At 55.6% G+C, this 23,138-nt stretch carries 18 protein-coding genes; 8 read left to right on the top strand and 10 right to left on the bottom strand.

Annotated features, from left to right (window positions below; translation table 11 throughout):
* Positions 1–10: 10 nt before the first annotated feature.
* The 4 genes from MIH19_RS11460 to MIH19_RS11475 all read right to left on the bottom strand — a co-directional run bounded on the left by MIH19_RS11460 (position 11) and on the right by MIH19_RS11475 (position 3,868).
* Positions 11–1,720: a chemotaxis protein gene (locus MIH19_RS11460; protein WP_249005011.1), complete on the bottom strand. Its 1,710-nt coding sequence runs from the start codon at positions 1,718–1,720 to the stop codon at positions 11–13.
* Between the two features lie 186 nt (positions 1,721–1,906).
* Complete coding sequence (dnaQ, locus tag MIH19_RS11465; RefSeq protein ID WP_249005012.1) at positions 1,907–2,617, bottom strand: DNA polymerase III subunit epsilon; 711 nt, start codon at positions 2,615–2,617, stop codon at positions 1,907–1,909.
* Positions 2,618–2,649: 32 nt separating this feature from the next.
* The gene (rnhA, locus tag MIH19_RS11470; protein ID WP_249005013.1) at positions 2,650–3,090 is read right to left on the bottom strand and encodes a ribonuclease HI; all 441 of its coding nucleotides are present in this window, start codon (positions 3,088–3,090) and stop codon (positions 2,650–2,652) included.
* Positions 3,080–3,868, bottom strand: a complete 789-nt coding sequence (locus MIH19_RS11475) for a methyltransferase domain-containing protein (protein WP_249005014.1) — start codon at positions 3,866–3,868, stop codon at positions 3,080–3,082. The genes rnhA and MIH19_RS11475 overlap by 11 nt, the downstream gene beginning before the upstream one ends.
* Before the next feature lie 150 nt (positions 3,869–4,018).
* Between MIH19_RS11475 and gloB the strand changes: the two genes are divergently transcribed.
* The 7 genes from gloB (at position 4,019) to MIH19_RS11510 (ending at position 13,388) form a co-directional block, all read left to right on the top strand.
* Positions 4,019–4,822 (top strand): hydroxyacylglutathione hydrolase, encoded by an 804-nt coding sequence (gene gloB, locus MIH19_RS11480; RefSeq protein ID WP_249005015.1) that lies wholly within the window; start codon positions 4,019–4,021, stop codon positions 4,820–4,822.
* Positions 4,823–5,063: 241 nt separating this feature from the next.
* Positions 5,064–6,803, top strand: coding sequence for a LysM peptidoglycan-binding domain-containing protein (locus tag MIH19_RS11485; RefSeq protein WP_249005016.1), 1,740 nt, complete (start codon positions 5,064–5,066; stop codon positions 6,801–6,803).
* A 40-nt stretch (positions 6,804–6,843) separates the two neighbouring features.
* Complete coding sequence (locus MIH19_RS11490) at positions 6,844–8,712, top strand: extracellular solute-binding protein (protein ID WP_249005017.1); 1,869 nt, start codon at positions 6,844–6,846, stop codon at positions 8,710–8,712.
* Entirely contained in the window at positions 8,713–9,795 is a 1,083-nt protein-coding gene (locus MIH19_RS11495) for a microcin C ABC transporter permease YejB (RefSeq protein ID WP_249005018.1), read from the top strand.
* 24 nt (positions 9,796–9,819) lie between these two features.
* Complete coding sequence (locus tag MIH19_RS11500; protein WP_249018596.1) at positions 9,820–10,866, top strand: ABC transporter permease; 1,047 nt, start codon at positions 9,820–9,822, stop codon at positions 10,864–10,866.
* 1 nt (position 10,867) lies between these two features.
* Complete coding sequence (locus tag MIH19_RS11505; protein ID WP_249005019.1) at positions 10,868–12,490, top strand: ABC transporter ATP-binding protein; 1,623 nt, start codon at positions 10,868–10,870, stop codon at positions 12,488–12,490.
* A 103-nt stretch (positions 12,491–12,593) separates the two neighbouring features.
* Positions 12,594–13,388 (top strand): enoyl-ACP reductase, encoded by a 795-nt coding sequence (locus tag MIH19_RS11510; protein ID WP_098418684.1) that lies wholly within the window; start codon positions 12,594–12,596, stop codon positions 13,386–13,388.
* A 139-nt stretch (positions 13,389–13,527) separates the two neighbouring features.
* Here the strand turns inward: MIH19_RS11510 and MIH19_RS11515 are convergent, their stop codons facing one another.
* Together MIH19_RS11515 and MIH19_RS11520 are read right to left on the bottom strand one after the other, a co-directional pair.
* Positions 13,528–13,959, bottom strand: coding sequence for a PilZ domain-containing protein (locus MIH19_RS11515; RefSeq protein ID WP_249005020.1), 432 nt, complete (start codon positions 13,957–13,959; stop codon positions 13,528–13,530).
* Complete coding sequence (locus MIH19_RS11520) at positions 13,952–15,787, bottom strand: DUF1631 family protein (RefSeq protein ID WP_249005021.1); 1,836 nt, start codon at positions 15,785–15,787, stop codon at positions 13,952–13,954. The genes MIH19_RS11515 and MIH19_RS11520 overlap by 8 nt, the downstream gene beginning before the upstream one ends.
* A 114-nt stretch (positions 15,788–15,901) precedes the next feature.
* Here MIH19_RS11520 and MIH19_RS11525 point away from each other — a divergent pair, with 114 nt between their 5' ends.
* Positions 15,902–16,978, top strand: a complete 1,077-nt coding sequence (locus tag MIH19_RS11525; RefSeq protein ID WP_249005022.1) for a 3-deoxy-7-phosphoheptulonate synthase — start codon at positions 15,902–15,904, stop codon at positions 16,976–16,978.
* A 66-nt stretch (positions 16,979–17,044) separates the two neighbouring features.
* On the opposite strand, the gene serS is transcribed toward MIH19_RS11525, so the two are convergent.
* The 4 genes from serS to MIH19_RS11545 all read right to left on the bottom strand — a co-directional run bounded on the left by serS (position 17,045) and on the right by MIH19_RS11545 (position 23,138).
* Entirely contained in the window at positions 17,045–18,319 is a 1,275-nt protein-coding gene (gene serS, locus MIH19_RS11530; RefSeq protein WP_249005023.1) for a serine--tRNA ligase, read from the bottom strand.
* A gap of 116 nt (positions 18,320–18,435) precedes the next feature.
* A complete protein-coding gene (locus MIH19_RS11535) occupies positions 18,436–19,773 on the bottom strand; it encodes a replication-associated recombination protein A (protein ID WP_249005024.1) in 1,338 nt (445 codons plus the stop codon).
* A complete protein-coding gene (lolA, locus tag MIH19_RS11540) occupies positions 19,773–20,447 on the bottom strand; it encodes an outer membrane lipoprotein chaperone LolA (protein ID WP_249005025.1) in 675 nt (224 codons plus the stop codon). Before lolA ends, MIH19_RS11535 begins: the two co-directional genes overlap by 1 nt.
* Positions 20,448–20,465: 18 nt before the next feature.
* On the bottom strand, positions 20,466–23,138 hold the full coding sequence (locus MIH19_RS11545; RefSeq protein WP_249005026.1) for a DNA translocase FtsK: 2,673 nt from the start codon (positions 23,136–23,138) through the stop codon (positions 20,466–20,468).

The following is a 23,138-nucleotide window of genomic DNA, read 5'->3' on the forward strand; positions in this document are numbered from 1 at the left end:
CTGTCCGCGTTTAAAGACGAACTTCGTCCAAAGACGTTTTCGCCAGGCGCAACAGGTCGGCGTTGCCTGGCTCGTGCTTGCCAATGCTACCAATGTAGTACTCGAGGGATGTCAAAGCATCCGCCATGGCTTCCAGCACCTGTTCAGATGGTGGCTCGCTGTTGTCCAAAAGCTGGTGCTGTATGGCACCACCAACACGCTGCAGCACTTCGGCGGCATCGGGGTCGTTAATCATCACCAGTCCACCCCAAATGGTGTGCAGGGTAGCGGGCACGTTAGCCAGGTGCAGTTTGTCGTAATCTGATTCAATGAACGCTGTGATCGCTCGTTTGGCCAGAGTCAGCGCGTTACGGGCTTCATCCGCCACCACCCATACGGCTTCGCGCAGGCACAATGATTCTTCGCGACTATCAAACGGGTTAACGCTTGCCAGATCTGCATCGTTGGTAATGCCATGAGTGGCAATCTGCAACACAACGTCTTCGATACCAAGCACAGAGTCCGCCAGACTGTGCAGTTCGGTTTCGTCTGGCAGACGCGATTCTTGCTCCAGCTGGCGCAGCTTAGTGGCTTCCTTATTAGCGATTGTAGCCAAACGCATCAAATCCAACATCACCAGCGTGTTAGCCAACTTTTCCAGAATTTTGGCAATCAACCCCAGTTCAGCCAAGTCCGGCTCGATACCACGCTCAATGATGTCCAGCTTGTCTTTTAGTTGGTTCAGTTCATCCTGCATTGCTTCTGACAGGGACTTGAGCACGTCACTGCCCGGGCCGTAAAGTTTGCGGGAATGGGCTTCCAGAATGGCGTCCGAAAATTCTGCAGGCGCCAGGCGAAAGGCCTGAAGCACCTGCGCAACTTCGGGATTGGCCGAGCCACTGCAATGCAGCAGGTACACCAGATCGGTAAGCAACTCTTCAGGTATTGGTTTATTCGCCGAATCAGCGCCCATGTAAACTATTTGTCGGGCGTATTTTTCAATCACCATGAACAGGCGTTTGCGAGCCTTGGAAAACATCATGGCCCGGTCAAGCATGGTGTCGGCCACAATTTCCACCAGGCACCACAGTTGCCCCTGGGGCTTGCCGTTGCACAGCCGTGCAAAACCACGAGCAGCGCGGCTGATGAGCTTCTTTGTTACCGCGTCGTTGCGTTCATGCAAAATGCCCAGCAGCGCCACTTGATAGGTCAAGCGCATGCGCCGGGCCATAATGTCGACATCGTTGGTGTCGCCGGCGACGGGCCGCAGCTTCATACCTCTGCAAAAATCCGGGCGTTGCGCAAGGTCAAGCTTGAAATGCCAGGATTCCGGGTATGCAGCTTCGTTGCGCGCTTCGCGCAGTTCGTTGATCACCGGTAACAGCAGATTGGGATGGTCCTGGCGCTGATGGTGGTGATATTCCACATATCGGCGCAGCACAAATAGAGCTTTATTGAGCGTGGTTAACAGAATATTCTTGTCGGTGGTTGCACCAACCGGAACATTATTGCAGGTACTTACCGCCTCCTCACACAGCAAGGTTCCGCCACGCAGTTCCACCAGCGTGAAGATGCCCCGCAGCTGGTTCAGACAGTCCAGGCAGTTTTGCAGATCTTCGTCACTCTCCCGGTTTTCCTGAAAGCGCGCAAGGCTGTGTTCAGCCTGCCGGATGGTTTGCTCGATTTCACCTTTAACGAGATCGAATGACTGCGATTTCGTTGCCAGAGACGATTGCACCATAACTTACGCTTCCCTGTTGACTCTGCGGTGGCACCGCACGCTGTTTCACCGGTTACATCAAAAAATGTCGTAACGCTAGTCAGTTATAACACAATTTTCACGCCACTCAACCAAGGCGTCAGGGTCAGTTAATTTCTTTCTATCCAGTTTGCTACGCAGTTCCTGACGCAGCTCCCGACCCAGTTCTCATTCTGAACCCAGAACCTGACTCCACACAGTCGAGCCGGCTTTCTTTTCCATCATTGCCATAAACTCGCGATGGGCCAGATCTTCATCGGCACTGGCACGAATCACCTGCAGTGCCTCGCGGGCGGCCTGTACCCGGCGGATACCATCGCCGTGGCCACCCTCACCCGAGCCGGCATCCAGCAACAGCGCGGTTTGGCCGCCCGTTAACAGCAAGTACACATCGGCTAGAATTTCCGCATCCAGCAGAGCGCCGTGTAATTCGCGATTGCTGTTGTCTACCCCGTAGCGTTTGCACAGGGCGTTCAGGTTGTTTTTTTGACCGGGGTGGCGCTTGCGGGCAATGGCCAGAGTGTCAACAATTCCGCAGTGTTCGGCGGTTTTCCGGCCGCCGTCAAGACGGCCAAATTCGGCGTCCATAAAGCCGACGTCAAATGCCGCGTTATGAATCACCAACTCCGCGCCACGGATAAACTCGAAAAATTCGTCAGCAACAACTGCAAACGGCGGTTTATCGGCCAGAAAGTCGTTGGTAATGCCGTGTATGGCAATGGCTTCGGCTTCTATTTCGCGGCCAGGATTTACGTATACATGATAGTTACGCCCGGTTAACGCTCGCTCAACCAGCTCTACGCAGCCAATTTCGATAATCCGGTGGCCTTCGTTGGGATCAATACCGGTGGTTTCGGTATCCAGAACAATTTGTCGCATGCAGTTACCCTTTACCCTTTTATGCTAACCGGTTAACCGGTCAGCTCTTCAACGCCTTGATTGGCCAGCTGGTCGGCCAGTTCGTTATCCGGCACGCCAGCGTGCCCTTTCACCCAGTGCCAGTTTACCCGGTGGCGCTCACTTTGTTCATCCAGGGCTTTCCACAGATCGTCATTTTTGACCGGCTTTTTAGCCGCGGTCTTCCAGCCGTTGCGTTTCCAGCCGGCCAGCCACTCGGTGATGCCTTTGCGCACGTACTGAGAGTCGGTATATAACTCTACGTTACAATCACGCTTTAGCGCTTTGAGCCCTTCAATCGCGGCCATCAATTCCATGCGGTTATTAGTGGTGTGCTGCTCGCCACCGTGCAAAGTTTTGCAAACCTCGCCCCAGCGCAGCACCACTCCCCAACCACCGCGCCCCGGGTTGCCCTTGCAGGCGCCGTCGGTGTACATAATCACGTTACCGCTCATTCACTCTCCTATGATTCTGATGGCTCGTATGCGCCACTCCCACCGGGCGGCTACCTGCCAGGCTTATAACCTTGCTTTTACTCCAGGCACGCCGGCCAGGCGTGCGGGCCAGCTCGCGTTTGCGCGCAAGGATACAGTAATAAGCGCCGCCCGGCATGAACCCGCTAGGCTGCCGCTTTACCGGATTGCGTGCACAGCGCTGTAACGGTAAACCGTAAAAGCGGGTCACCGAATGTTCTATTTGAAAGCCCAATAACCGCAACCAGTCTTCCATTCGCCCCGCAGGCATAAAACGCCCGCTCCAGGGGCCGCCCGACGGCCTGCCAAAGCGCCCGGATAAAAGTCGGCGCAGCCCCCAAACACTGAACGGATTAAAACCGGTGATAGCAATGCAGCCCTCCCCCCTTAACACCCTCGCCGACTCCCGCAGAACCTGATGGGGGTAACGGGAAAAATCCGCCGTGTGGGGCAAAATAACCAGATCCATCGAATCACCAGAAAATGGCAGCTCATCCGCGTCGCAAACCGCAACCCCGTCAGGAATATCAGAATGCCATTGAGGCACGGCAATAATTCGTTGCAAAAAGTCGGTGCCGGTTGCCAGTGGCAGACGATGGCTGACGCCGACCTGCAACTGACGGGCGCCGGTGTGGCTGGCCAATTTATGGTCAAGGTACTGGCGTTGGTCTGCCAGCAGAGCCCGGCCAAGCGGAGTCTGAAACCAGTGCTCGAAGCTGTCATGGCGTGCCTGGTAATCAATATCCTCTTCGAGTTTCACGATACTGCTGCTCCTGTTAGCCCTGCTTTTTAACCCCACTTTTTAACTCTAAAGCTAAGCCGACGCATGCCACCCGGGCCTGCAAGTTTTGGGGTAAATCGATGAATGCTTTATCATAGCAGCCACATTGGCTAAGCACATGGGTGAGTTATGTTGACGATTTCTTCAATACCGGCGTTCAATGACAACTATATATGGTGCATCGCTGACCCGCAGCGGCACAACGCCCTGATTATAGACCCGGGCCATGCGCAACCGGTTCTGGACCACTTGGCGCAACAGGGCCTGGCGCTCACCGCCATCTTGATCACCCATCACCACCCTGATCACGTTGGCGGCGTAAAGGCGCTGCGCGAAGCATATCCCGACTGCCGGGTCATTGGCCCAGCCGATAGCCCGTTCAAAGGCAACACAAACCCTATCCATCCTGGCGACACTGCGCTGTGGGAGGGCATTACGTTTACCAGCATGGCGGTCCCGGGCCACACGTTGGACCATATCGCCTTTTTTACCGACGACACAGCCATAACCGGGCGACCGCTGCTGTTCGCCGGCGATACTCTGTTTGTTTCGGGTTGTGGCCGGCTCTTTGAAGGAACACCGGCGCAGATGCGCAAATCCTTGGAAAGCCTGCGTCAGTTGCCTGACAACACGGCCGTCTATTGCGCTCACGAGTACACCCTGGCGAATCTCAGGTTTGCCCGTAGCTGGTTACCGCAATCAAGTGCCCTGGCCGAGTTTGAACAGCAATGCGAGCAGGCACGGGCAAATAACAAAGCAACAGTGCCGTCCACCCTGGCTGAGGAAAAACGTCTGAACCTGTTTCTGCGCTGGGACGATCCCGACGTGATTAATATCGCAAAAAGCTATGCTAGTGATCACAAACTACCGATAGACAGCCCAGACGACGTCTTCGCCGCGATTCGCCACAGTAAGGATCACTTTCGCGGCTAACAGATCAAGATAGGAACAGATTTTAAATCTGTTCCTGGTTCGTGGTTCTTGACTGGCAAGACTCGGGACAGATTTAAAATCTGTCCCTGATTTGTGCGATCCTCTCGCAGCGGTAACAATCAGTTTCTTGACCACTGGTAAACCACACCCATAAACTCCGCATACCTTTTTATTTACAGCCAAAGTCGCCGGGCACAATTTGCCACTGGTTTGGTCAACTATTATCCCGGAACGTGTGTTTATGTCGCCCAACCGATTATTAACTTGCCTGTTTAGCGCGGCTCTTATTGCCGGTTGCGCCAGTGAACGCTCCCTCAGCAGCGCTGATAACCCTCTCGATTCCACTCAGGTAGCCGTCGCCAGCGGTGATAACGACCTTAAAGAGGCGGTCATCAGAGAACAAGCCGATGCCAGCCAAGACGACCCGCTAGACGACGCCATTGCCCCAGAGCTAAAAGTCCAGGCCAGAACCGCCCGAGGCAGGCTAAACACCGCCAATATTGAACAGCCCGAAACGCTGGCCGATAACGCTCTTAAAAGCGGGATCGAAACCGAAAACGACGATTTGTGGCAACGCCTGCGGGATGGATTTGCGCTGGATCACGACGTAGACCAACCGCGCCTGGAACAGCAACTGGCCTGGTTTGCCAGTCACCCTCGCTACATTGAACGAGTGATGGAGCGCGGTAGCCGCTACTTTCACTACATCGTCAGCGAGACCGAACGCCGCGGCCTGCCCACAGAACTGGCCCTGCTGCCCATTGTAGAAAGTGCGTTTGACCCGTTTGCCTACTCCCACGGCCGCGCCGCCGGGCTCTGGCAGTTTGTACCGGCCACCGGAAAATACTTCGGCTTAACCCAAAGCTGGTGGCACGATGACCGCCGCGATATCATCGCTGCTACCGACGCTGCTTTGACCTACCTCGAACGTCTGAGTAAGCGCTTTGACGGCGACTACACCCTTGCGCTGGCTGCGTACAACAGCGGTGGAGGCACGGTTTCCAGCGCCATACGCCGAAATACAAACGCTAACAAACCAACGGATTTCTGGTCGCTGAAACTGCCGAAAGAAACTCGCCACTACGTACCAAAACTGCTGGCCCTGGCGAAAATCTTCGCCGATCCACAAGCTTATGGTATCGATTTGCCAGCATTGGCCAACGAGCCTTACTTCGCCGTGGTCGAAACCGGCTCGCAGTTAGACCTGGCCAAAGCCGCCGAACTGGCCGAGACCGATATAGACGAAATGTACCTGCTAAACCCGTCTTTTAACCGCTGGGCCACCAACCCCGATGGCCCGCACCGGCTGTTGGTGCCCGTGGCCAGCGCGGAACGCTTTCGCAAGGCACTGAAAACTTACCCGGTCAATCAACGTGTGTCCTGGCGCAACTACAGGGTGCGCTCCGGGGATAGCCTAAGCACCATAGCCCAGCGTTTTGAAACCACCACACCGGTCATCCGTAAGCTTAATAAACTCAACGGCGACACAATCCGTGTCGGCCAGCGCCTGATGATTCCATCCGCAACCGGCGACAGCGAAGCCTATGCACTAAGCGCCTCCCAGCGTCTGGAAAAGAAGCAGTCGCGGCCGCGTGATGGCGACAAAGTCACCTACCACGTTCGGCCCGGAGACACCTTCTGGGATATCGCCCAAGAACACCGGGTGAAAGTGCGTGAACTGACTGCTTGGAACAGCATGGCACCGGGCGACCCACTATTCCCGGGAAAGAAGCTCGTGATCTGGTCGCAGAACGCCGAAACCACGGTGGCCAGTTCCGATTCCAGTGCCAGCGCGCGGATCAAAGCCCTGGTGCGCAAAGTCGGCTACAGGGTGCGCAAAGGTGATTCACTGGCGGCCATTGCTGGGCGCTTTTCGGTGAATGTCACCGATATCGCTGGCTGGAATGACCTAAATACCGAGCATTATCTGCAACCTGGACAAAGTCTGGTACTCTACGTGGACATCCGTAATAGCCCGTAACCGGATCACTATGAAAGTGGTTAAAACAACAAAGGTACCCATGATAAAAAAACGCTCGTACACATCATTGGCCCGGCCTTTTAACCACTTACTTTACGTCGCTTCCATTGGTTTGGCCATGCTCGCAACGCCCCTGATGGCGCAAAACAGCGACGCGCCCCCGGCCGCAAACGCCATGCCTTTTAACACCCCCCAACATGGCATCGCCATGCACGGTAAACCAAAATACCCACCGAATTTTCCCCATTTCGACTACGTCAATCCCAGCGCACCGAAAGGCGACACTTTACGCCTTGCGGTAGTCGCCAACGGTTTTGACACCTTCAACCCGTTTCATTTGCGGGGAGTGGCGGCGGCCGGCATCAGTGGTTATCTTTACGACACCCTGATGGAGCCATCCGCCGACGAGCCGTTTTCGGCCTATGGCCTGATTGCCGAATCCATTGAAACACCCGCCGACCGCAGCTACGTGGTGTTCAACTTGCGCCCCGAAGCCCGCTTTCAAGACGGCGAACCAATTACCGCCGAAGACGTCGCATTTTCCTTTAACACGCTGGTTACCGAAGGCCATCCGTTTTTCCGCAACTACTACGCCGATGTCAGCAACGTAACCGTGGAGAGCCCTCGGCGTGTACGATTTGATTTCGACACCACCAAAAACCGCGAATTACCGATGATTCTGGGCCAGCTGCCCATATTGCCGGCACACTACTGGGCCGATCGCGAATTCGGCGACAGCGGCTTGACGCCTCCACTGGGAAGCGGCCCGTATCGGATTGCCGAATTCGATGCCGGGCGGTCAGTGACCTACGAACGAGTGAATGACTACTGGGCGAAAGATTTGGGCGTGCGCAAAGGCCGCTTCAACTTCAACCAGATCCGCTATGACTACTATAACGACGACACCGTCGCCCTGGAGGCATTCAAAGCCGGTAATTTTGATTTCCGCCTGGAGTCTTCAGCCAAAAACTGGGCTACCTCCTACACCGGGCAACACTTCGAAAGCGGTGAAATTATCACCGAAACCATTGGCCACCAGCGGCCAGCCGGCATGCAGGGCTTTGTGTTCAATACCCGCAAGGCCATTTTCAGTGATCCCCGAGTGCGCAAAGCGCTGACCTACGCATTCGATTTTGAATGGGCCAACCGAAACCTGTTTTATGACCAGTACACTCGTAGCAACAGTTATTTCGCCAACAGTGAGCTGGCGTCTTCCGGTTTGCCAGAGGGCCGCGAACTGGAAATTCTGGAACCCTACCGCGATTCATTACCGCCACGAGTGTTCAATCAAATTTATCAGCCTCCGGTGACCGACGGCCAACAAGGTTTGCGTGCCAATCTCAAGATTGCACTGGAGGAACTGCGTGCTGCCGGCTACAGCATCAAAAACGGCAAAATGGTACACAGCGAAACAGGTGAAACCCTGGCCTTTGAAGTGCTGCTGTTTCAGAAAACATTTGAGCGGGTAGTATTGCCGTTCAAAAACAACCTGGCACGCCTGGGAGTAGATGTCACCGTTCGCCTGGTAGACAGCAACCAGTACGTGCAACGGGTGCGTTCGTTTGATTACGACATGACCACCCAGGTATTTGGCCAGTCTGACTCCCCCGGCAACGAGCAGCGCGACTACTGGCATTCGAGCAACGTGGATGTAAATGGCTCACGCAATTACGTTGGCGTGAACAACCCGGTGGTCGATGAACTGGTCGCACAGGTGATTCAAGCGCCCGACCGCGAAGAGCTGGTGTATCGCACCCGCGCCTTAGACCGGGTTTTGTTAAACGAGTATTACGTGGTGCCACACTGGTATCTTGCCAGTGATCGTGTGGCTTACTGGTCATATCTGAAGCACCCCGGACACACTGCCAAGAACGGCATCGACATCAACGATTGGTGGGTCGAACGCTAAATGGGCGTTTACATTCTTCGTCGGCTGGCGCTAATTATTCCCACCTTGATCGGCATTATGCTGCTCAACTTCGCGATTGTTCAGGCGGCCCCGGGCGGTCCGATTGAACAAATGATTTCTCAGATGCAGGGCCACGGTGGCAACACTCTGGCCCGCGCCGGTGGCGGCGACAGCAGCGGCGAAGTGGTTACCAGCAACGATAGCCGCGGCAGTCGCGGTATTCCAGACGAATTACTAAAGGAAATCGAAGTGATGTACGGCTTCGACAAGCCCGCCCACGAGCGCTTTTTCAAAATGCTCAAGGATTACGCCACTCTCGATTTCGGCAACTCGTTTTTTCGTGACAAAAGCGTACTGGAACTGATGCTGGACAAAATGCCGGTGTCCATTTCCCTCGGGCTTTGGTCCACGTTGATTATCTATCTGATTTCTATTCCGCTGGGCATTCGCAAAGCGGTCAGTGACGGTTCACGCTTTGACGTATGGAGCAGTTCGGCGATTGTGATTGGCTATGCCATTCCCGGCTTCCTGTTTGCCATATTGCTGATCGTACTGTTTGCCGGCGGCAGCTACTATGACTGGTTTCCTCTGCGCGGGCTTACTTCCAACAATTTCGACGAAATGACCTGGTATCAGCAGGTGGGCGACTATTTTTGGCACCTGGCGCTGCCGGTGACGGCCAATGTGATTGGCGGTTTTGCCACGCTCACCTTGCTGACCAAAAACTCGTTTATGGATGAAATCGGCAAGCACTACGTGGTCACTGCCCGTGCAAAAGGCCTGGAAGAAAAGCAGGTGCTTTACGGCCACGTTTTCCGCAACGCCATGCTGATTGTGATCGCCAGTCTGCCCGCGGTTCTGGTGTCGTTGTTTTTCACCGGATCCTTGCTAATTGAGGTTATCTTCTCCCTCGACGGTCTTGGGCTACTGGGTTTTGAAGCGGCCCTGAACCGGGATTATCCGGTGATATTTGGTACCCTGTTCATATTCACTCTGATGGGCCTGTTGCTGAAGTTGATCAGCGACATCACCTACGTATTGGTAGACCCGCGGATCGATTTCGAAAGCCGGGAAGGTGCCTGACCCGTGTCAAACTGGACAGCAACCTTGACCGCATTCTTGACAACATTGCTCCCAAAACCAACCCCCATACAGAAGCGCAGGCTCGCTAACTTCCGCGCCAATGGTCGCGGTTTTTGGTCGCTGTGGCTGTTTTTGCTGCTGTTCGGACTGGCTCTGATGGCAGAGGTGATTGCCAACGATTCGCCGCTGCTGGTGTCGTATCAGGGCCAGTTGTACGTCCCGGTTGTTCAGGATGTTCCGGAGGAAACCTTTGGTGGCTTTCTACCTACCACCGCAGATTACCGCGACCCGTTTATCGCTGATGAAATCAACGCTAACGGCTGGATGCTGTGGCCACCCATCCGCTTCAGTTACAACACCATCAATTACAATCTGGACGTGCCTTCGCCGGCGCCGCCCAGCGCCGAAAACTGGCTAGGCACAGACGACCAAGGCCGCGATGTTGCCGCCAGGGTTATTTACGGCTTCCGCATTTCCGTGCTGTTCGGGCTAATTCTGACCCTGGCCAGCTGCGTAGTGGGCGTTACCGTTGGCGCACTGCAAGGTTTTTACGGCGGTAAAGTGGACCTGTTCGGCCAGCGTTTTATCGAAATCTGGTCCGGCCTGCCGGTGCTCTACTTGCTGATTATTCTGTCTGGCATTGTGCAGCCAAACTTCTGGTGGCTGCTGGGCATTATGCTGCTGTTCAGTTGGATGGGGTTGGTGGATGTGGTGCGTGCCGAATTTTTGCGCGCTCGTAATTTTGAATATGTGAAGGCGGCAAGAGCACTGGGGCTGGACAACCGGAAAATCATGTTTCGCCATATTCTGCCTAACGCCATGGTGGCCACCCTCACCTTTTTACCGTTTATATTAACCGGCGCCATTACCGGGTTGACCTCGCTGGATTTTCTGGGCTTTGGTCTGCCTTCTGGTTCGCCGTCACTGGGCGAACTGATTGCCCAAGGCAAAGCCAACCTTCATGCCCCCTGGCTGGGCATCTCGGCGTTTGTGTCCCTGTCGGTGATGCTGACGTTGCTGGTGTTTGTCGGCGAAGCGGTGCGCGATGCTTTTGACCCGAGGAAAAACTGATATGGCGGGTCAAAAAACACAGCCGTTATTATCCATTAATGACCTTGCCATCAGCTTTAACGGCCAGCCGCCGCTGGTGCGAGGCCTGGATATTCAGGTACACGCCGGAGAAACCCTGGCTTTGGTCGGTGAAAGCGGTTCTGGCAAATCCATTTCAGCGTTGTCTGTGCTGCGCCTGTTAGACGCCCGCCACGTTAGTTATCCCAGCGGCCAGATTCTGTTCCACGGTGAAGACCTGCTAAAAGCCCCGGAAAACCGCCTGCGCCAGGTGCGCGGGCGCCAGATCAGCATGATTTTCCAAGAGCCGATGACCTCGCTGAACCCGCTGCACACCGTGGAAAAACAAATTAGCGAAACACTGGCCTTACACAAAGGCCTGCGCGGTGACCAGGCTCGGGCCCGCTGCCTGGAGCTGCTGCAATTGGTCGGTATAGACAATCCGCAAAGCCGCCTGGCCAGCTACCCGCATCAGTTGTCGGGCGGGCAGAAACAGCGGGTAATGATCGCTATGGCGCTGGCCAACGAGCCGGAACTGCTGATCGCTGACGAGCCCACCACCGCGCTGGACGTAACCGTGCAAAAGCAGGTATTGGAGCTGTTGCAACAGTTGCAGAAGAAGCTGGGCATGGCCATTTTGCTAATCACCCACAATTTGACCATTGTGCGCCGCTGCGCCGACCGGGTGGCGGTGATGGAACAAGGCCAACTGGTGGAACAGGCTGAAGTTGAAGCCCTCTTTACCAAGCCACAGCATCCTTATACCAAACGTTTGCTAGACGCCGAACCACCCAAATCACCGCCCGCCAGACCAGACATTGGAAATGCAACGCCGCTGCTGCGGGTTCGTGATTTGAATGTGCGTTTTACCACGGCCAAAACCCTGCTAGGGCGCGTAAAGTCGAGCTTCCATGCGGTACAAGACGTTAATTTTGAGCTGGAACGGGGCCAGACTCTCGGCATTGTAGGCGAAAGCGGCAGCGGCAAAACCACCATCGGCCACGCCCTGCTGAAGCTGACGGCGGCCAGCGGTCACATTGATCTGGATGGCCAGCCCTTAGCGAACCTGAACCAGAAGCAGTTTCGCCCTTTTCGCAAACGCATTCAGATTGTGTTTCAGGATCCGTTCGGCAGCCTTAGCCCGCGTATGTCGATTGCCGAGATTATTCAGGAAGGCCTTGAAATTCATACGCCAGACACCCCTGAAGCCCAAGACGCGCTGGTGGTGCAGGCGCTGACGGACGTGGGTTTAAACCCGCAGGACCGCCACCGCTACCCGCATGAATTTTCCGGCGGTCAGCGCCAACGTGTGGCCATTGCCCGGGCTCTGGTATTGCAGCCGGATTTGATCATTCTGGACGAGCCAACCTCGGCTCTGGACCGAACCGTACAAAAGCAGGTGATTGAGCTGTTACAATCGCTGCAGCGAAAATATGCGCTAAGCTACATTTTTATCAGTCACGACCTGGCGGTGGTTCGGGCGCTAAGCCACAAACTGTTGGTGTTGCAGCATGGCCGAATTGTGGAATATGGCAAAGCCACCGAGATATTTGCCGCACCTGAACAGCCGTACACACGAGAGCTGCTGAATGCAGCCTTCTTTTACCAGAAAACTTTAGACGACTAAAATAAGCCTTACGCCCGGCCATTAAATCGGGATAATGCCCCAAATCTTGAACACAGCGTCATTCATCAATAAAGCGTAACGCATTACTATAAGGAGAACACCCATGGGAATTCTCAGTGGCAAAAGAGCCCTGATCGTTGGCGTTGCCAGCAAATTGTCGATTGCCTACGGCATCGCTGAAGCCTTCGCCCGCGAAGGCGCCGAACTGGCCTTTACCTACCAGAACGAAAAGCTGCAGCCGCGGGTCGAGAAGTTCGCCGCACAATGGGGCAGCACGCTGACCTTTCCTTGCGATGTCGCCAGTGATGACGAAATCAACAACGTGTTCACCGAACTTGGCAAGCACTGGGACAACATCGACATTATCGTTCACGCCGTGGGCTTCGCCCCGGGCCATGAGCTTGACGGCAACTACGTCGACGTGACTACCCGTGAAGGCTTCCGCATTGCCCACGACATCAGCTCCTACAGCTTTGTGGCTCTGGCCAAAGGCGCTCGCGGCATGATGCACGAAGGCAGTTCGCTGCTGACTCTAAGCTACCTGGGCGCAGAGAAAGTGCTACAGAACTACAACGTCATGGGACTGGCAAAGGCCTCGCTGGAAGCCAACGTGCGCTACATGGCCGCCAGTCTGGGCCGCGACGGTATCCGCGTGAACGGTATTTCTGCCGGGCCGATCAGAACTCTGGCTGCGTCTGGCATCAAGAGCTTCCGCAAAATGTTGGCCGAAAACGCAAGACGCGCTCCGCTGCGCCGCAACGTAACCACCGATGAAGTCGGCAACGCCGCCGCTTTCTTGGGGTCCGACATGTCCAGTGGTATCACTGGCGAAATCATGTATGTCGATGCCGGCTTCAACATCACCGGTATGGGTGAACTGGAAGACGCAGAGATTTAGAAAATTGATCGATTGGGATCAGTGATGCAAAACGCCGGCTTATGCCGGCGTTTTGCATCACTTCGTTCCTGACGAGTCTGATAACCTGACGAGCCTAATAGAGAGTGACTAAGGGTTGATGCAGGCTAATAAAGTGCGTTCAGGCTTTCAGCATGGCCATAGCAATCGCCTCCAGCCATTCCACCGCCTCTGTGCCGCCCGATTCAAGCACACGGCAGCCGGCCAGGTAACCGGTGGGCGGCACTGAAGCATCTGCCAAGTCCGCCTGTTCAGGCTTGCACCAGACAATTTCCAACATTAGATGGTAATCTGGCTGGCCTTCCACCAAGTGAATCACAGCCGGTAAAAAAGCCCCCACAGGCAACGAACAAGCGCTCCATAACCGCAGCCCGGATGCGGAAAGGTCCCGCACCGGGCAGGCCCGAACCTGTTGCCGGTCGATGTATTGCACAGACTCTCCGGTTTCAAGATGAATCACCGCTTTGGCCCGGGCGCTAAGGCGATAATCAAAACGATTATCCGGAGCCCGAGCGTTAATCGCCAGGCCGAAGGTATAATCCTTGTCAGCCACTGTAGTGCCCTCCCCGTATGCGACCAACAACGTCGCTCAGCGTGTCGTCAAAATTCACACCGCTGTCCAGCACGCGAATCTGTTCGGCCGCAATGCGCTCAACCAGTTCCTGCTCCTGAAACTCACGCTGATTCAGCCCCAAACGGTCTACAAACACCATCTTGTGGCGGGTACTCAGGCGCATGGCCAGTTTCATGCGTTCAACGCCGGCGTCGCGAATAGCAGAGTCCAGAATCACAATCCAGTGCCCGGGTTTCAGCCCGAAAACTTGTTTTTCAGCCGTCCGCAGCCGTTGCTGCCAAGCCATTTCTTCTTGCGCCTTCGCCTTGGCAAGCCGTTGATTTTCTGCCTGAAGCTGCAAGCGCTCCACTTCTACTTTGCGCACTTCCAATTGTTGCCGATGCTGCTCTTCGCGCTGCTGTCGCTCGCGGCGCAACGCCTCTGCCCGAGCGTTCGCTGCAGCTGCCGCGGTCGCCCGATCGCGTTTCTGTTGCGCTGCTGCCGCCGCCAGAACCGCGATTATCTGCTTTAGTACACAGCTGAACGCCACACTGTCTTGCAAGGGTTTAATCAGGCCGCACTCCCGCTGAGTACAAAACTCGCTGAAATCCTGAAAACCCAACTTCACACCGGTACCGTTGGTCCACAGAATTTCGGCGGTGTCGGGCAGCAAAGCAAAAAAGTAGCGACGTTGCTCGGCGTTGTCTTGATGTATTTCGTACCAGCGCCCGGAGGTTGCGTTTATTTCGGTGGCTGACGGGACTTTCAAGCTTAACCAGCGCAGGTCAGCCGCTATGGCACTAATACATGCATCCGTAGAGTGTAGCTCGCAGTTGCTGTTGTCACGCATACGTTCCATCATCGCCAACTGAATACCGTAAAGGGTGTTGGCTGACAGCGCTAAGTCCATTATTCGCTGCCACACCTCCAACAACCGGTCTGTCATCTGTTCGCCCACCTGGTACAGGCGGTCGCGCTGACCATCAGACAGCGCCGGATCACCAAGCCACACCAGCCATTCCAACAGCTTGCGGCCGTGGCGAAAATCGCTGCCGTCAATACCGCCATCGCGCAGTGCGCGGGTTAACAGCGGCAACCAGTGCTTTTCAATAAAGTCATTGAACGCGGCTGGCAAGCGTCGGCCTTGCAACGCCCGGCTAACCAGCGCCCGTGCGGTCTGGTCGGCATAGCGCTGGCGGGCCGCACCCTGTTCCGTGGTCAGCAGTCGATCATGAAAATGGTTGGTTTGAGCTTTCTGACGCTGGGTCAGTTCGTTCCAGCGCTGAAAAAAATCATCCGCATTGGCACTCTTTTGCTGCGCAAACGCCTCTGTTATGGCGACTGTCATGTCGTCCAGCTGGTCGGCCAGCATTCGCGCCGAGCGCCCGGCGCCGGGACTCCACCCACGCCAATATTGCAAGCCGTCAAACGCAGCCAGTAAGCTGTCACTGAAGGCCGCCGAACCCTTTTCATCCAGCTGCCAGGCTAAATAAAAACGCGTGCGAGCCAGGCGTCGGGCCAGTTCCAGATGAAAACCACTGCTGGTCAGAAAGACATCCATCAACCGATCAGCCAGGTAGGCTGCATTAACCTGCCGTACGCTGAAAACGCCGCTTTCCGCACCGATCAGGTCGTTCACCCTGGCATCGCTTTGCTGCTGCCAGAACTGTGCCATCAACGCGCGCCACACATCGGCCTGAGTGTCGCAGTCGCCACTTACCGGATACGGCAAATCCGGCACTCGAATACTGCTTAGCACCTGTTCCGTTTCACCGTAATCTATAGCCTTGGCCTGACTGGCCGGTGGCTGTGGCGGCTTTAAAGACATGAATCTCCCGCTTGCAAGAGCGTTGAAAAGAACGGGTAAATAACGCAGTATAACGGACTAGGCGAGGCTTTACCGAAAACCTCCGGTGCTCTTTATCAGGGAACAATCATAACTATGTCAGGCACGAAATTAGAGAACCTGAACGTGGCGAGCCAGGAAACACTGATGCCGCCTGAAACACTTAAGCATGATCTGCCGCTTACAGACAAAGCAGCCGCCACCGTGGCGAAAGGTCGCCAGGATATATACAACATTATCGACGGCACTGACCACCGGCTGTTTCTGGTGTTAGGCCCCTGCTCCATTCACGATGTTGATGCCGCCCTGGATTATGCCCGGCGCTTGAAAAAGCTGGCTGACGACGTAAGCGATACACTGTTGATTGTGATGCGGGTCTATTTTGAAAAACCGCGCACCACCGTGGGCTGGAAAGGCCTGATTAACGATCCCCGGCTGGACGACACCTTTGATATTCAGCAGGGCCTTCACATCGGCCGAAAGCTGCTTATTGATATCAGTGAACTGGGCCTGCCCACGGCCACCGAGGCGTTAGACCCTATTTCCCCACAGTATCTGCAAGATGCGATTTCCTGGTCGGCCATTGGCGCTCGCACCACCGAATCGCAAACTCACCGGGAAATGAGCAGTGGCTTGTCCATGGCCATTGGCTTTAAAAACGGCACCGATGGCAATCTCGACGTTGCCGTAAACGCCATGAAATCCGTGTCTCACTCCCACAGTTTTCTGGGTATAAACCAGCAAGGCCAGGTTGCCATTATTCGTACCAAAGGTAACAACTACGGCCACGTGGTTCTGCGCGGCGGTGGTGGCAAACCTAATTATGATTCGGTCAACGTTGCCCTGTGCGAACAGGCTCTAGAGAAGTCTGGCCTGCGAAAATCCATCATGGTGGACTGCAGCCACGCCAACTCCAGCAAAGACCCGGCTATTCAGCCTCTGGTGATGAATGACGTGTGTAACCAGATTCTGGACGGCAACACCTCCATCCAGAGCTTGATGATTGAAAGCAACATCAACTGGGGCAACCAGTCGATTCCGCAGAATTTGGCAGACCTGAAGTACGGCGTATCGGTGACCGATGCCTGTATGGACTGGGAAACCACCGAAAAAGCAGTTCACGACATGCGTAACAAGCTCAAAGATGTGCTGCAGAAACGCGCCAAGGCTTAAAGGTAAGAAGCAAGATAGGGACAGATTTCAAATCTGTCCCTGCTGTGTCCCCGCTTTCGGTTTGAGTCAGCCGATCTTGTCCAAGCCACGCATATACGGCTTCAGAACATCCGGCACTGTAATGCTGCCGTCTTCGCGCTGGTAGTTTTCCATCACCGCAATCAAAGCACGGCCAACGGCCAGGCCTGAGCCGTTGAGGGTGTGCACCGGCTCGGGTTTGCCGGTTTCCGGGTTGCGCCAGCGCGCCTGCATGCGGCGGGCTTGAAAGTCCCGGGTGTTGGAACAGGAAGAAATCTCACGGAACTTTTGCTGCCCCGGAAGCCATACCTCCAGATCGTAAGTGCGAGCAGCGGAAAAGCCCATATCGCCGCCGCACAAAGCCATGGTGCGGTACGGCAGTTCCAGCAGCTGCAATACTTTTTCAGCGTGGCCGGTCAATGCGTCCAGCGCCGCGTCGGAATCTTCAGGCCGCACGACCTGAACCAGCTCTACCTTGTCGAACTGGTGCTGGCGAATCATGCCGCGGGTATCACGGCCGTAAGAGCCCGCTTCGCTGCGAAAGCACGGCGTATGGCACACCATTTTCAACGGCAATTCGGTCGCATCCAGAATGCTGTCGGCGATCAGGTTGGTCACCGGCACTTCCGCGGTGGGAATAAGGTAAAGCGGCTTTTCACTCTCTACACGAAACAGGTCTGCTTCAAATTTTGGCAACTGGCCAGTGCCAAACAGCGCGTCGGCGTTCACCAGATAAGGCACGTAGGCTTCGGTGTAGCCGTGCTCTTCGGTGTGCAAATCCAGCATAAACTGAGCCAGTGCCCGATGCAGGCGAGCTACCTGGCCGCGCATCACCACAAAGCGCGAGTGCGCCAGATTCGTCGCGGTTTCAAAGTCCATACCGTGAAGGGCTTCGCCCAGAGCAACGTGGTCTTGCGGCTCAAACGAAAACTCGCGGGGCGTGCCCCAGGTGCGAAGCTCAACGTTGTCATCGTCGTCTTTACCCACGGGTACGCCTTCATCCGGCACGTTCGGGATAGCGGCAAGAAAGTGATTCAGCTCTTCCTGCAATTCGCGCAACTGGTCTTCAGCTTCCGATTTGCGCGCTTTCAGGTCGTCTACTTCATCCAGCAACGGCTGTATGTCTTCACCCGACGCTTTGGCTTTACCGATGGACTTGGATTTTTTATTCTGTTCGCTTTGCAGGGTTTCGGTCCGCACCTGAAGTCCACGACGACGCTCTTCCAGCTGCTCGAAAGTAGCGGTATCAAAGGTAAAGTTTTTGATGGCCAAACGGCGGGCAATGTCTTCGGTTTGGCTGCGGACGCGTTTTGGGTCGAGCATAATTATCCTGACTGGTCGGTTTAACAATGATTTTATGAATGGCCGCCATTATAGCGTCACTGCGGCGCGTGGCCAGTGCTTCAGCTACAGGCCACTCTTTTAGAAAGCCCAGTGCTTCAGCTGTAGCGTTTGCGTGGGCTGGCGGCGTTCAGTTGGTCCAGGCGCTGGCGTTTTTCAGCGAGTTTGATTTCCAGGCCGCGGGCCACCGGCTGATAATACCGGCGCGCGCTGATGGCTTCAGGCAAGTAAGCTTCACCGGCCGCAAAAGCGTCGGGCTCGTCATGAGCGTAACGATAGGATTCGCCGTGACCCATGGATTTCATCAATTGGGTCGGTGCGTTGCGCAGATGTACCGGTACTTCGAAATCTTTATCGTGGCGAATGTCAGCCATACACTGGTTGAACGCCTTATAGACAGCGTTGCTTTTTGGCGCCATGGCCAGGTATATCACCGCTTGCGCCAGCGCCAGTTCACCTTCGGGCGAACCCAGACGCTCCTGGGTATCCCAGGCTTCCAATGTCAGCTGCAGCGCCCTTGGGTCGGCGTTGCCTATGTCTTCACTGGCGATGCGCACCAGCCGGCGGGCCACGTACAGTGGGTCGCAGCCGCCGTCAAGCATACGGCACATCCAATAAAGCGAGCCGTCCGGATCAGACCCCCTCACCGACTTGTGCAACGCCGAAATCTGGTCATAGAACACATCGCCGCCTTTATCGAAACGGCGCAGACTGGTTTGCATCACCAGCTCAAGCTGGCCTTCGCTGACGCTATCGATACCATCAGCGTCTGGCTCCGCCAGGTCGGCGGCCACTTCCAGAATATTAAGTGCCCTGCGGGCATCGCCGCTGGCGGCGCTGGCAATCATCGCCAGTACGTCCTCGGCTACCCGCAGGCGCCCACCAAAGCCTTCTTCGGCGCTTAGCGCGCGAATAAGCAGGCGCTGAATATCGTCGTCTTCCAGGTTCCTCAGTACGTAAACGCGGGTGCGAGACAGCAGCGCGCTGTTTAACTCGAAAGAGGGGTTTTCGGTGGTGGCACCCACAAAAATAAAGGTGCCGTCTTCAATGTGCGGTAAAAAGGCATCTTGCTGGCTTTTGTTAAAGCGGTGAACTTCATCCACAAACAACAAGGTGTCCTGGCCGCTGCCCTGCTTGCGTGCCCGCGCACGCTCAACGGCCGCGCGTATGTCCTTTACCCCGCTGAGTACCGCAGATACGCTCTCGAAGGCCAGGTCACTCACGTTAGCCAGTAATTGAGCGAAGGTGGTTTTGCCTACCCCGGGCGGACCCCACAAGATCATTGAGTGCAGTTGGCCCTGCTCTACCGCCCGCCGCAGCGGTTTGCCGGGCCCAACCAGGTGGGGCTGACCCACATAGTCTGCCAGCTGGGCTGGCCGCATGCGTGCGGCCAGCGGGCGAAATCCGCCGCTGCTGGCGAACAGGCTATCTTGCATCAGCTACCGTCACGGATAATATCCACACCGGCCGGGTAGTCCGGCTTGAATACCGACGCGGCTATATCCGCGTTCAGCACGATGTCATCAAAGCTCAGAATACTGATTTGTGACAGGGAATCTTCCATTCGCATTTCCTGCAACTGCCCGTCAAAAAACGACATTCGCAACGCAACAAACAGTGAATCCGGGCTTTTCGGCGTTAGCGTAAATTCGCGGATGTTGTCGCCCACCCTGCGGGTAGAGACGTCATAGGTTTGCGCCAGGTTGTCCACCTCACCGCTCAGCAGCAAAGCCGGCGTAGCCTGCACATTACTGTCTAATTTGTGCACGGTAACCTGCTCCAGGTCTGGATCGTACACCGACACTTCATCGCCGTTACTGACGATGTGCTGGGCCATAGGCGCTTTGCTTTCCCAGTAAAACAATCCCGGACGCTTGGCTTTCATAGAGCCGCGGCTTTCCTGAATGCGTTCACCGCCGTTGCCCACCACAATCTGGATGAAGTCAGCCTGGTATGTTTGGTAACCCCTCAACAACGCAGCCAGTTGAGTCGCCGCGTCTTTCTGAAGGGTCGCTTCACTGACAGCCGCCGTTGCCGCGCTGGTCAAAATCATTGCAAACAGCGCTGCAGCCAGCTGTTTCAAAACACCCGTTGTGCTTTTATTCGCCATACTACCTGCTCCTGGACACTAGTTCCGTGGAGGCGGCGGAGCCAATACTTCCCGCGCGCCGTTGTGGCCTGCCGAACTGACAACCCCCGAAGCTTCCATTGCCTCGACCAGGTTGGCGGCACGGTTATAGCCAATCTTTAATTTACGTTGAACCGACGATATCGACACACGGCGGCCTTCTGTCACGAACGCCACGGCTTCATCAAACAAGGTATCCATTTCGCTGTCATCATCGTTCAAGCTGGGTACGCCGGGCAGATTTTCGCCTTCGGCGCCATTAAGAACGTCGTCTATGTATACCGGCACGCCTCGGGCTTTCCACGCACTGACCACCCGGTGCACTTCATCGTCGTCGACAAAGGCGCCGTGTACCCGCACAGGCAAGCCAGATCCCGGTGGCAGATACAGCATATCGCCGTGGCCCAGCAGCTGCTCCGCACCGCCTTGGTCGAGCACGGTACGGGAGTCAATTTTTGACGACACCTGAAACGATATGCGAGTGGGAATATTGGCCTTTATCAAACCGGTGATGACATCCACCGACGGCCGCTGGGTGGCCAGAATCAGATGAATACCGGCGGCGCGAGCTTTCTGGGCAATTCGCGCGATCAGCTCTTCCACTTTTTTGCCAACAATCATGATCATGTCGGCAAATTCGTCAATCACCACCACAATAGAGGGCAATGGTTCCAGTTCCGGCCGTTGCTGCTCGTCGTTGTCCAGATGGTCGTCGGGCTTCCAGAACGGATCCCGCAAAGGCTCGCCGGCGGCTGCAGCTTCTTTTACCTTACGGTTGTAACCGGCCAGGTTACGCACGCCCAAGGTGGCCAGCAGGCGATAACGCCGTTCCATTTCAGCCACACACCAACGCAGCGCATTGGCGGCTTCTTTCATGTCTGTGACCACGGGTGCCAGCAGGTGCGGAATACCGTCGTATATGCTCAGTTCCAGCATCTTCGGGTCTACCATAATAAAACGCACTTCTTCCGGCCCGGCTTTTAGCAGCATACTCAGCAACATGGCATTCACCCCGACCGATTTACCGGAACCGGTGGTACCTGCCACCAGCAGGTGGGGCATTTTCGCAAGGTTGGCCACTATGGGGTTGCCGCCTATGTCGTTGCCCAGCGCCATGGTCAGCGCGGAGGTAGATTCAGCAAACACCCGCGAACTCAATACTTCACTCAACCGCACCATCTGGCGGTATTCGTTGGGAATTTCGATACCCACTACGGATTTCCCGGGAATCACCTCAACTACCCGCACACTCAACACCGCCAGTGAGCGCGCCAGATCTTTCGCCAGGTTGGATATTTTGCTGACCTTAACGCCCGCGGCCGGCTTGATCTCGAAACGGGTTATCACCGGGCCGGGATTCACCTCAACCACCTCGACGGTGACCCCAAAGTCGGCCAGCTTTTCTTCCAGCAACCGCGACATATGTTGCAGAGATTCTTCGGTGTAACCTTTCTCCTGCTGCTGCTCGGGCGGGTCTAACAGCGTGATCGGTGGAATCGGGCTTTCAATATCTTCCAGCAGCGAGGATTGTTTGCCAGCCCCATTGCTGTCGCCGGATTTGCCCTGATCGTCTTTTTTGAACGGGGCGATCTTGAATGAACGGCCGGTGTCTTGAGAATTGCCTTTTGCCGCGCTATCGGCGGAAGTCGATGATGAAGGCGTAGCTTTGCGCGCTGGTGGCCGCGACGCAGGTGCGGGCCTACTGCTTTTGGAATCGCTGTAGTCGCTGCGAGCGCTCTCGTCATGGGCGCTAAAGCTTTCAATGCGCGCCGGCTCATCGTCTGAATCGGCGCTCAGATCAAAGTAGTCGCTTGCGTCATCGCTGTATTCCGTTTCAGATTGGCCACGACGGCCAAACCCCGGAATACGGTGCCACCAGCGCACTCCTTCAAGCGCTCTGTCCGCGCGAATTTCGTCATCAAACTGGCCTAAAGACTTGCCTTCAACCCTATGATTCAAAAGCGGTGGCTGATAGTTTCCAGTGGTTTCTTCGTCGGTTTTTTCAACATAGCCCTTTGCGGAACGGCTGCCTCTTAACCCATTTTGTATCCGTGTGCCAACCGTCAGCGCCAGGCCACCCAACTGGTCCATCAGCCAGAACCAGGAAAGCCCGGTGGTAACCGTTAACGCAAACAACAATATGGCAATCAATACCAAGGTCGTGGCCGGCAGGTTAAAAAACCGCACCATAGCATCGGCCACAGTTACGCCCATCACGCCGCCGGAAGATTCACCCAAACCAAAAAGAGAGTAAAGCGACAACAGACTGGTGGCCGACAGCAGAATCAGCACAAACCCGCCAAAACGCACCATTAACAGGGGCCAGTGGACGTCTTGGGAACGATTGCGAAGGCGAATCAGCAGCAGCGCGTAACCTGCCACCATGGTTGGAAACAACCAGGCCACGTAACCGAAGAAATTGCGTAGCAGGCTGGCCAGCCAGGCACCGCTGCGGCCGGCGTAATTGAGCACTTGGGCGTCATGGCCCACACTGGCCCAGCCGGGGTCATTGGCGTGAAAGCTGAACAGCGCCATGCATAAATAAATCGCCAGCGCAATGAGCGCAATAACGGCACCCTCGCGGGCACCTTGGGCCAGCAGCTTGCGAAAACGCAGCTGTTTATCAGTCAGCGGCTGGGCCGACGTGTCTTTTGCCTTTGCGCTTGCTGCCAT

Origin of the sequence: Marinobacter sp. M1C (assembly GCF_023314135.1) — a bacterium.
In the GTDB taxonomy this organism is placed as follows: domain Bacteria; phylum Pseudomonadota; class Gammaproteobacteria; order Pseudomonadales; family Oleiphilaceae; genus Marinobacter.

Bases quoted from the DNA above. Each gene is read 5' to 3' on its own strand.
- MIH19_RS11545 (WP_249005026.1), bottom strand. From the start codon at position 23,138: ATGGCAGCAAGCGCAAAGGCAAAAGACACGTCGGCCCAGCCGCTGACT.
- lolA (WP_249005025.1), bottom strand. From the start codon at position 20,447: ATGGCGAATAAAAGCACAACGGGTGTTTTGAAACAGCTGGCTGCAGCG.
- MIH19_RS11535 (WP_249005024.1), bottom strand. From the start codon at position 19,773: ATGCAAGATAGCCTGTTCGCCAGCAGCGGCGGATTTCGCCCGCTGGCC.
- MIH19_RS11520 (WP_249005021.1), bottom strand. From the start codon at position 15,787: ATGTCTTTAAAGCCGCCACAGCCACCGGCCAGTCAGGCCAAGGCTATA.
- MIH19_RS11510 (WP_098418684.1), top strand. From the start codon at position 12,594: ATGGGAATTCTCAGTGGCAAAAGAGCCCTGATCGTTGGCGTTGCCAGC.
- MIH19_RS11505 (WP_249005019.1), top strand. From the start codon at position 10,868: ATGGCGGGTCAAAAAACACAGCCGTTATTATCCATTAATGACCTTGCC.
- MIH19_RS11460 (WP_249005011.1), bottom strand. From the start codon at position 1,720: ATGGTGCAATCGTCTCTGGCAACGAAATCGCAGTCATTCGATCTCGTT.
- MIH19_RS11495 (WP_249005018.1), top strand. From the start codon at position 8,713: ATGGGCGTTTACATTCTTCGTCGGCTGGCGCTAATTATTCCCACCTTG.
- MIH19_RS11490 (WP_249005017.1), top strand. From the start codon at position 6,844: ATGATAAAAAAACGCTCGTACACATCATTGGCCCGGCCTTTTAACCAC.
- rnhA (WP_249005013.1), bottom strand. From the start codon at position 3,090: ATGAGCGGTAACGTGATTATGTACACCGACGGCGCCTGCAAGGGCAAC.
- gloB (WP_249005015.1), top strand. From the start codon at position 4,019: ATGTTGACGATTTCTTCAATACCGGCGTTCAATGACAACTATATATGG.
- MIH19_RS11485 (WP_249005016.1), top strand. From the start codon at position 5,064: ATGTCGCCCAACCGATTATTAACTTGCCTGTTTAGCGCGGCTCTTATT.
- dnaQ (WP_249005012.1), bottom strand. From the start codon at position 2,617: ATGCGACAAATTGTTCTGGATACCGAAACCACCGGTATTGATCCCAAC.
- serS (WP_249005023.1), bottom strand. From the start codon at position 18,319: ATGCTCGACCCAAAACGCGTCCGCAGCCAAACCGAAGACATTGCCCGC.
- MIH19_RS11525 (WP_249005022.1), top strand. From the start codon at position 15,902: ATGTCAGGCACGAAATTAGAGAACCTGAACGTGGCGAGCCAGGAAACA.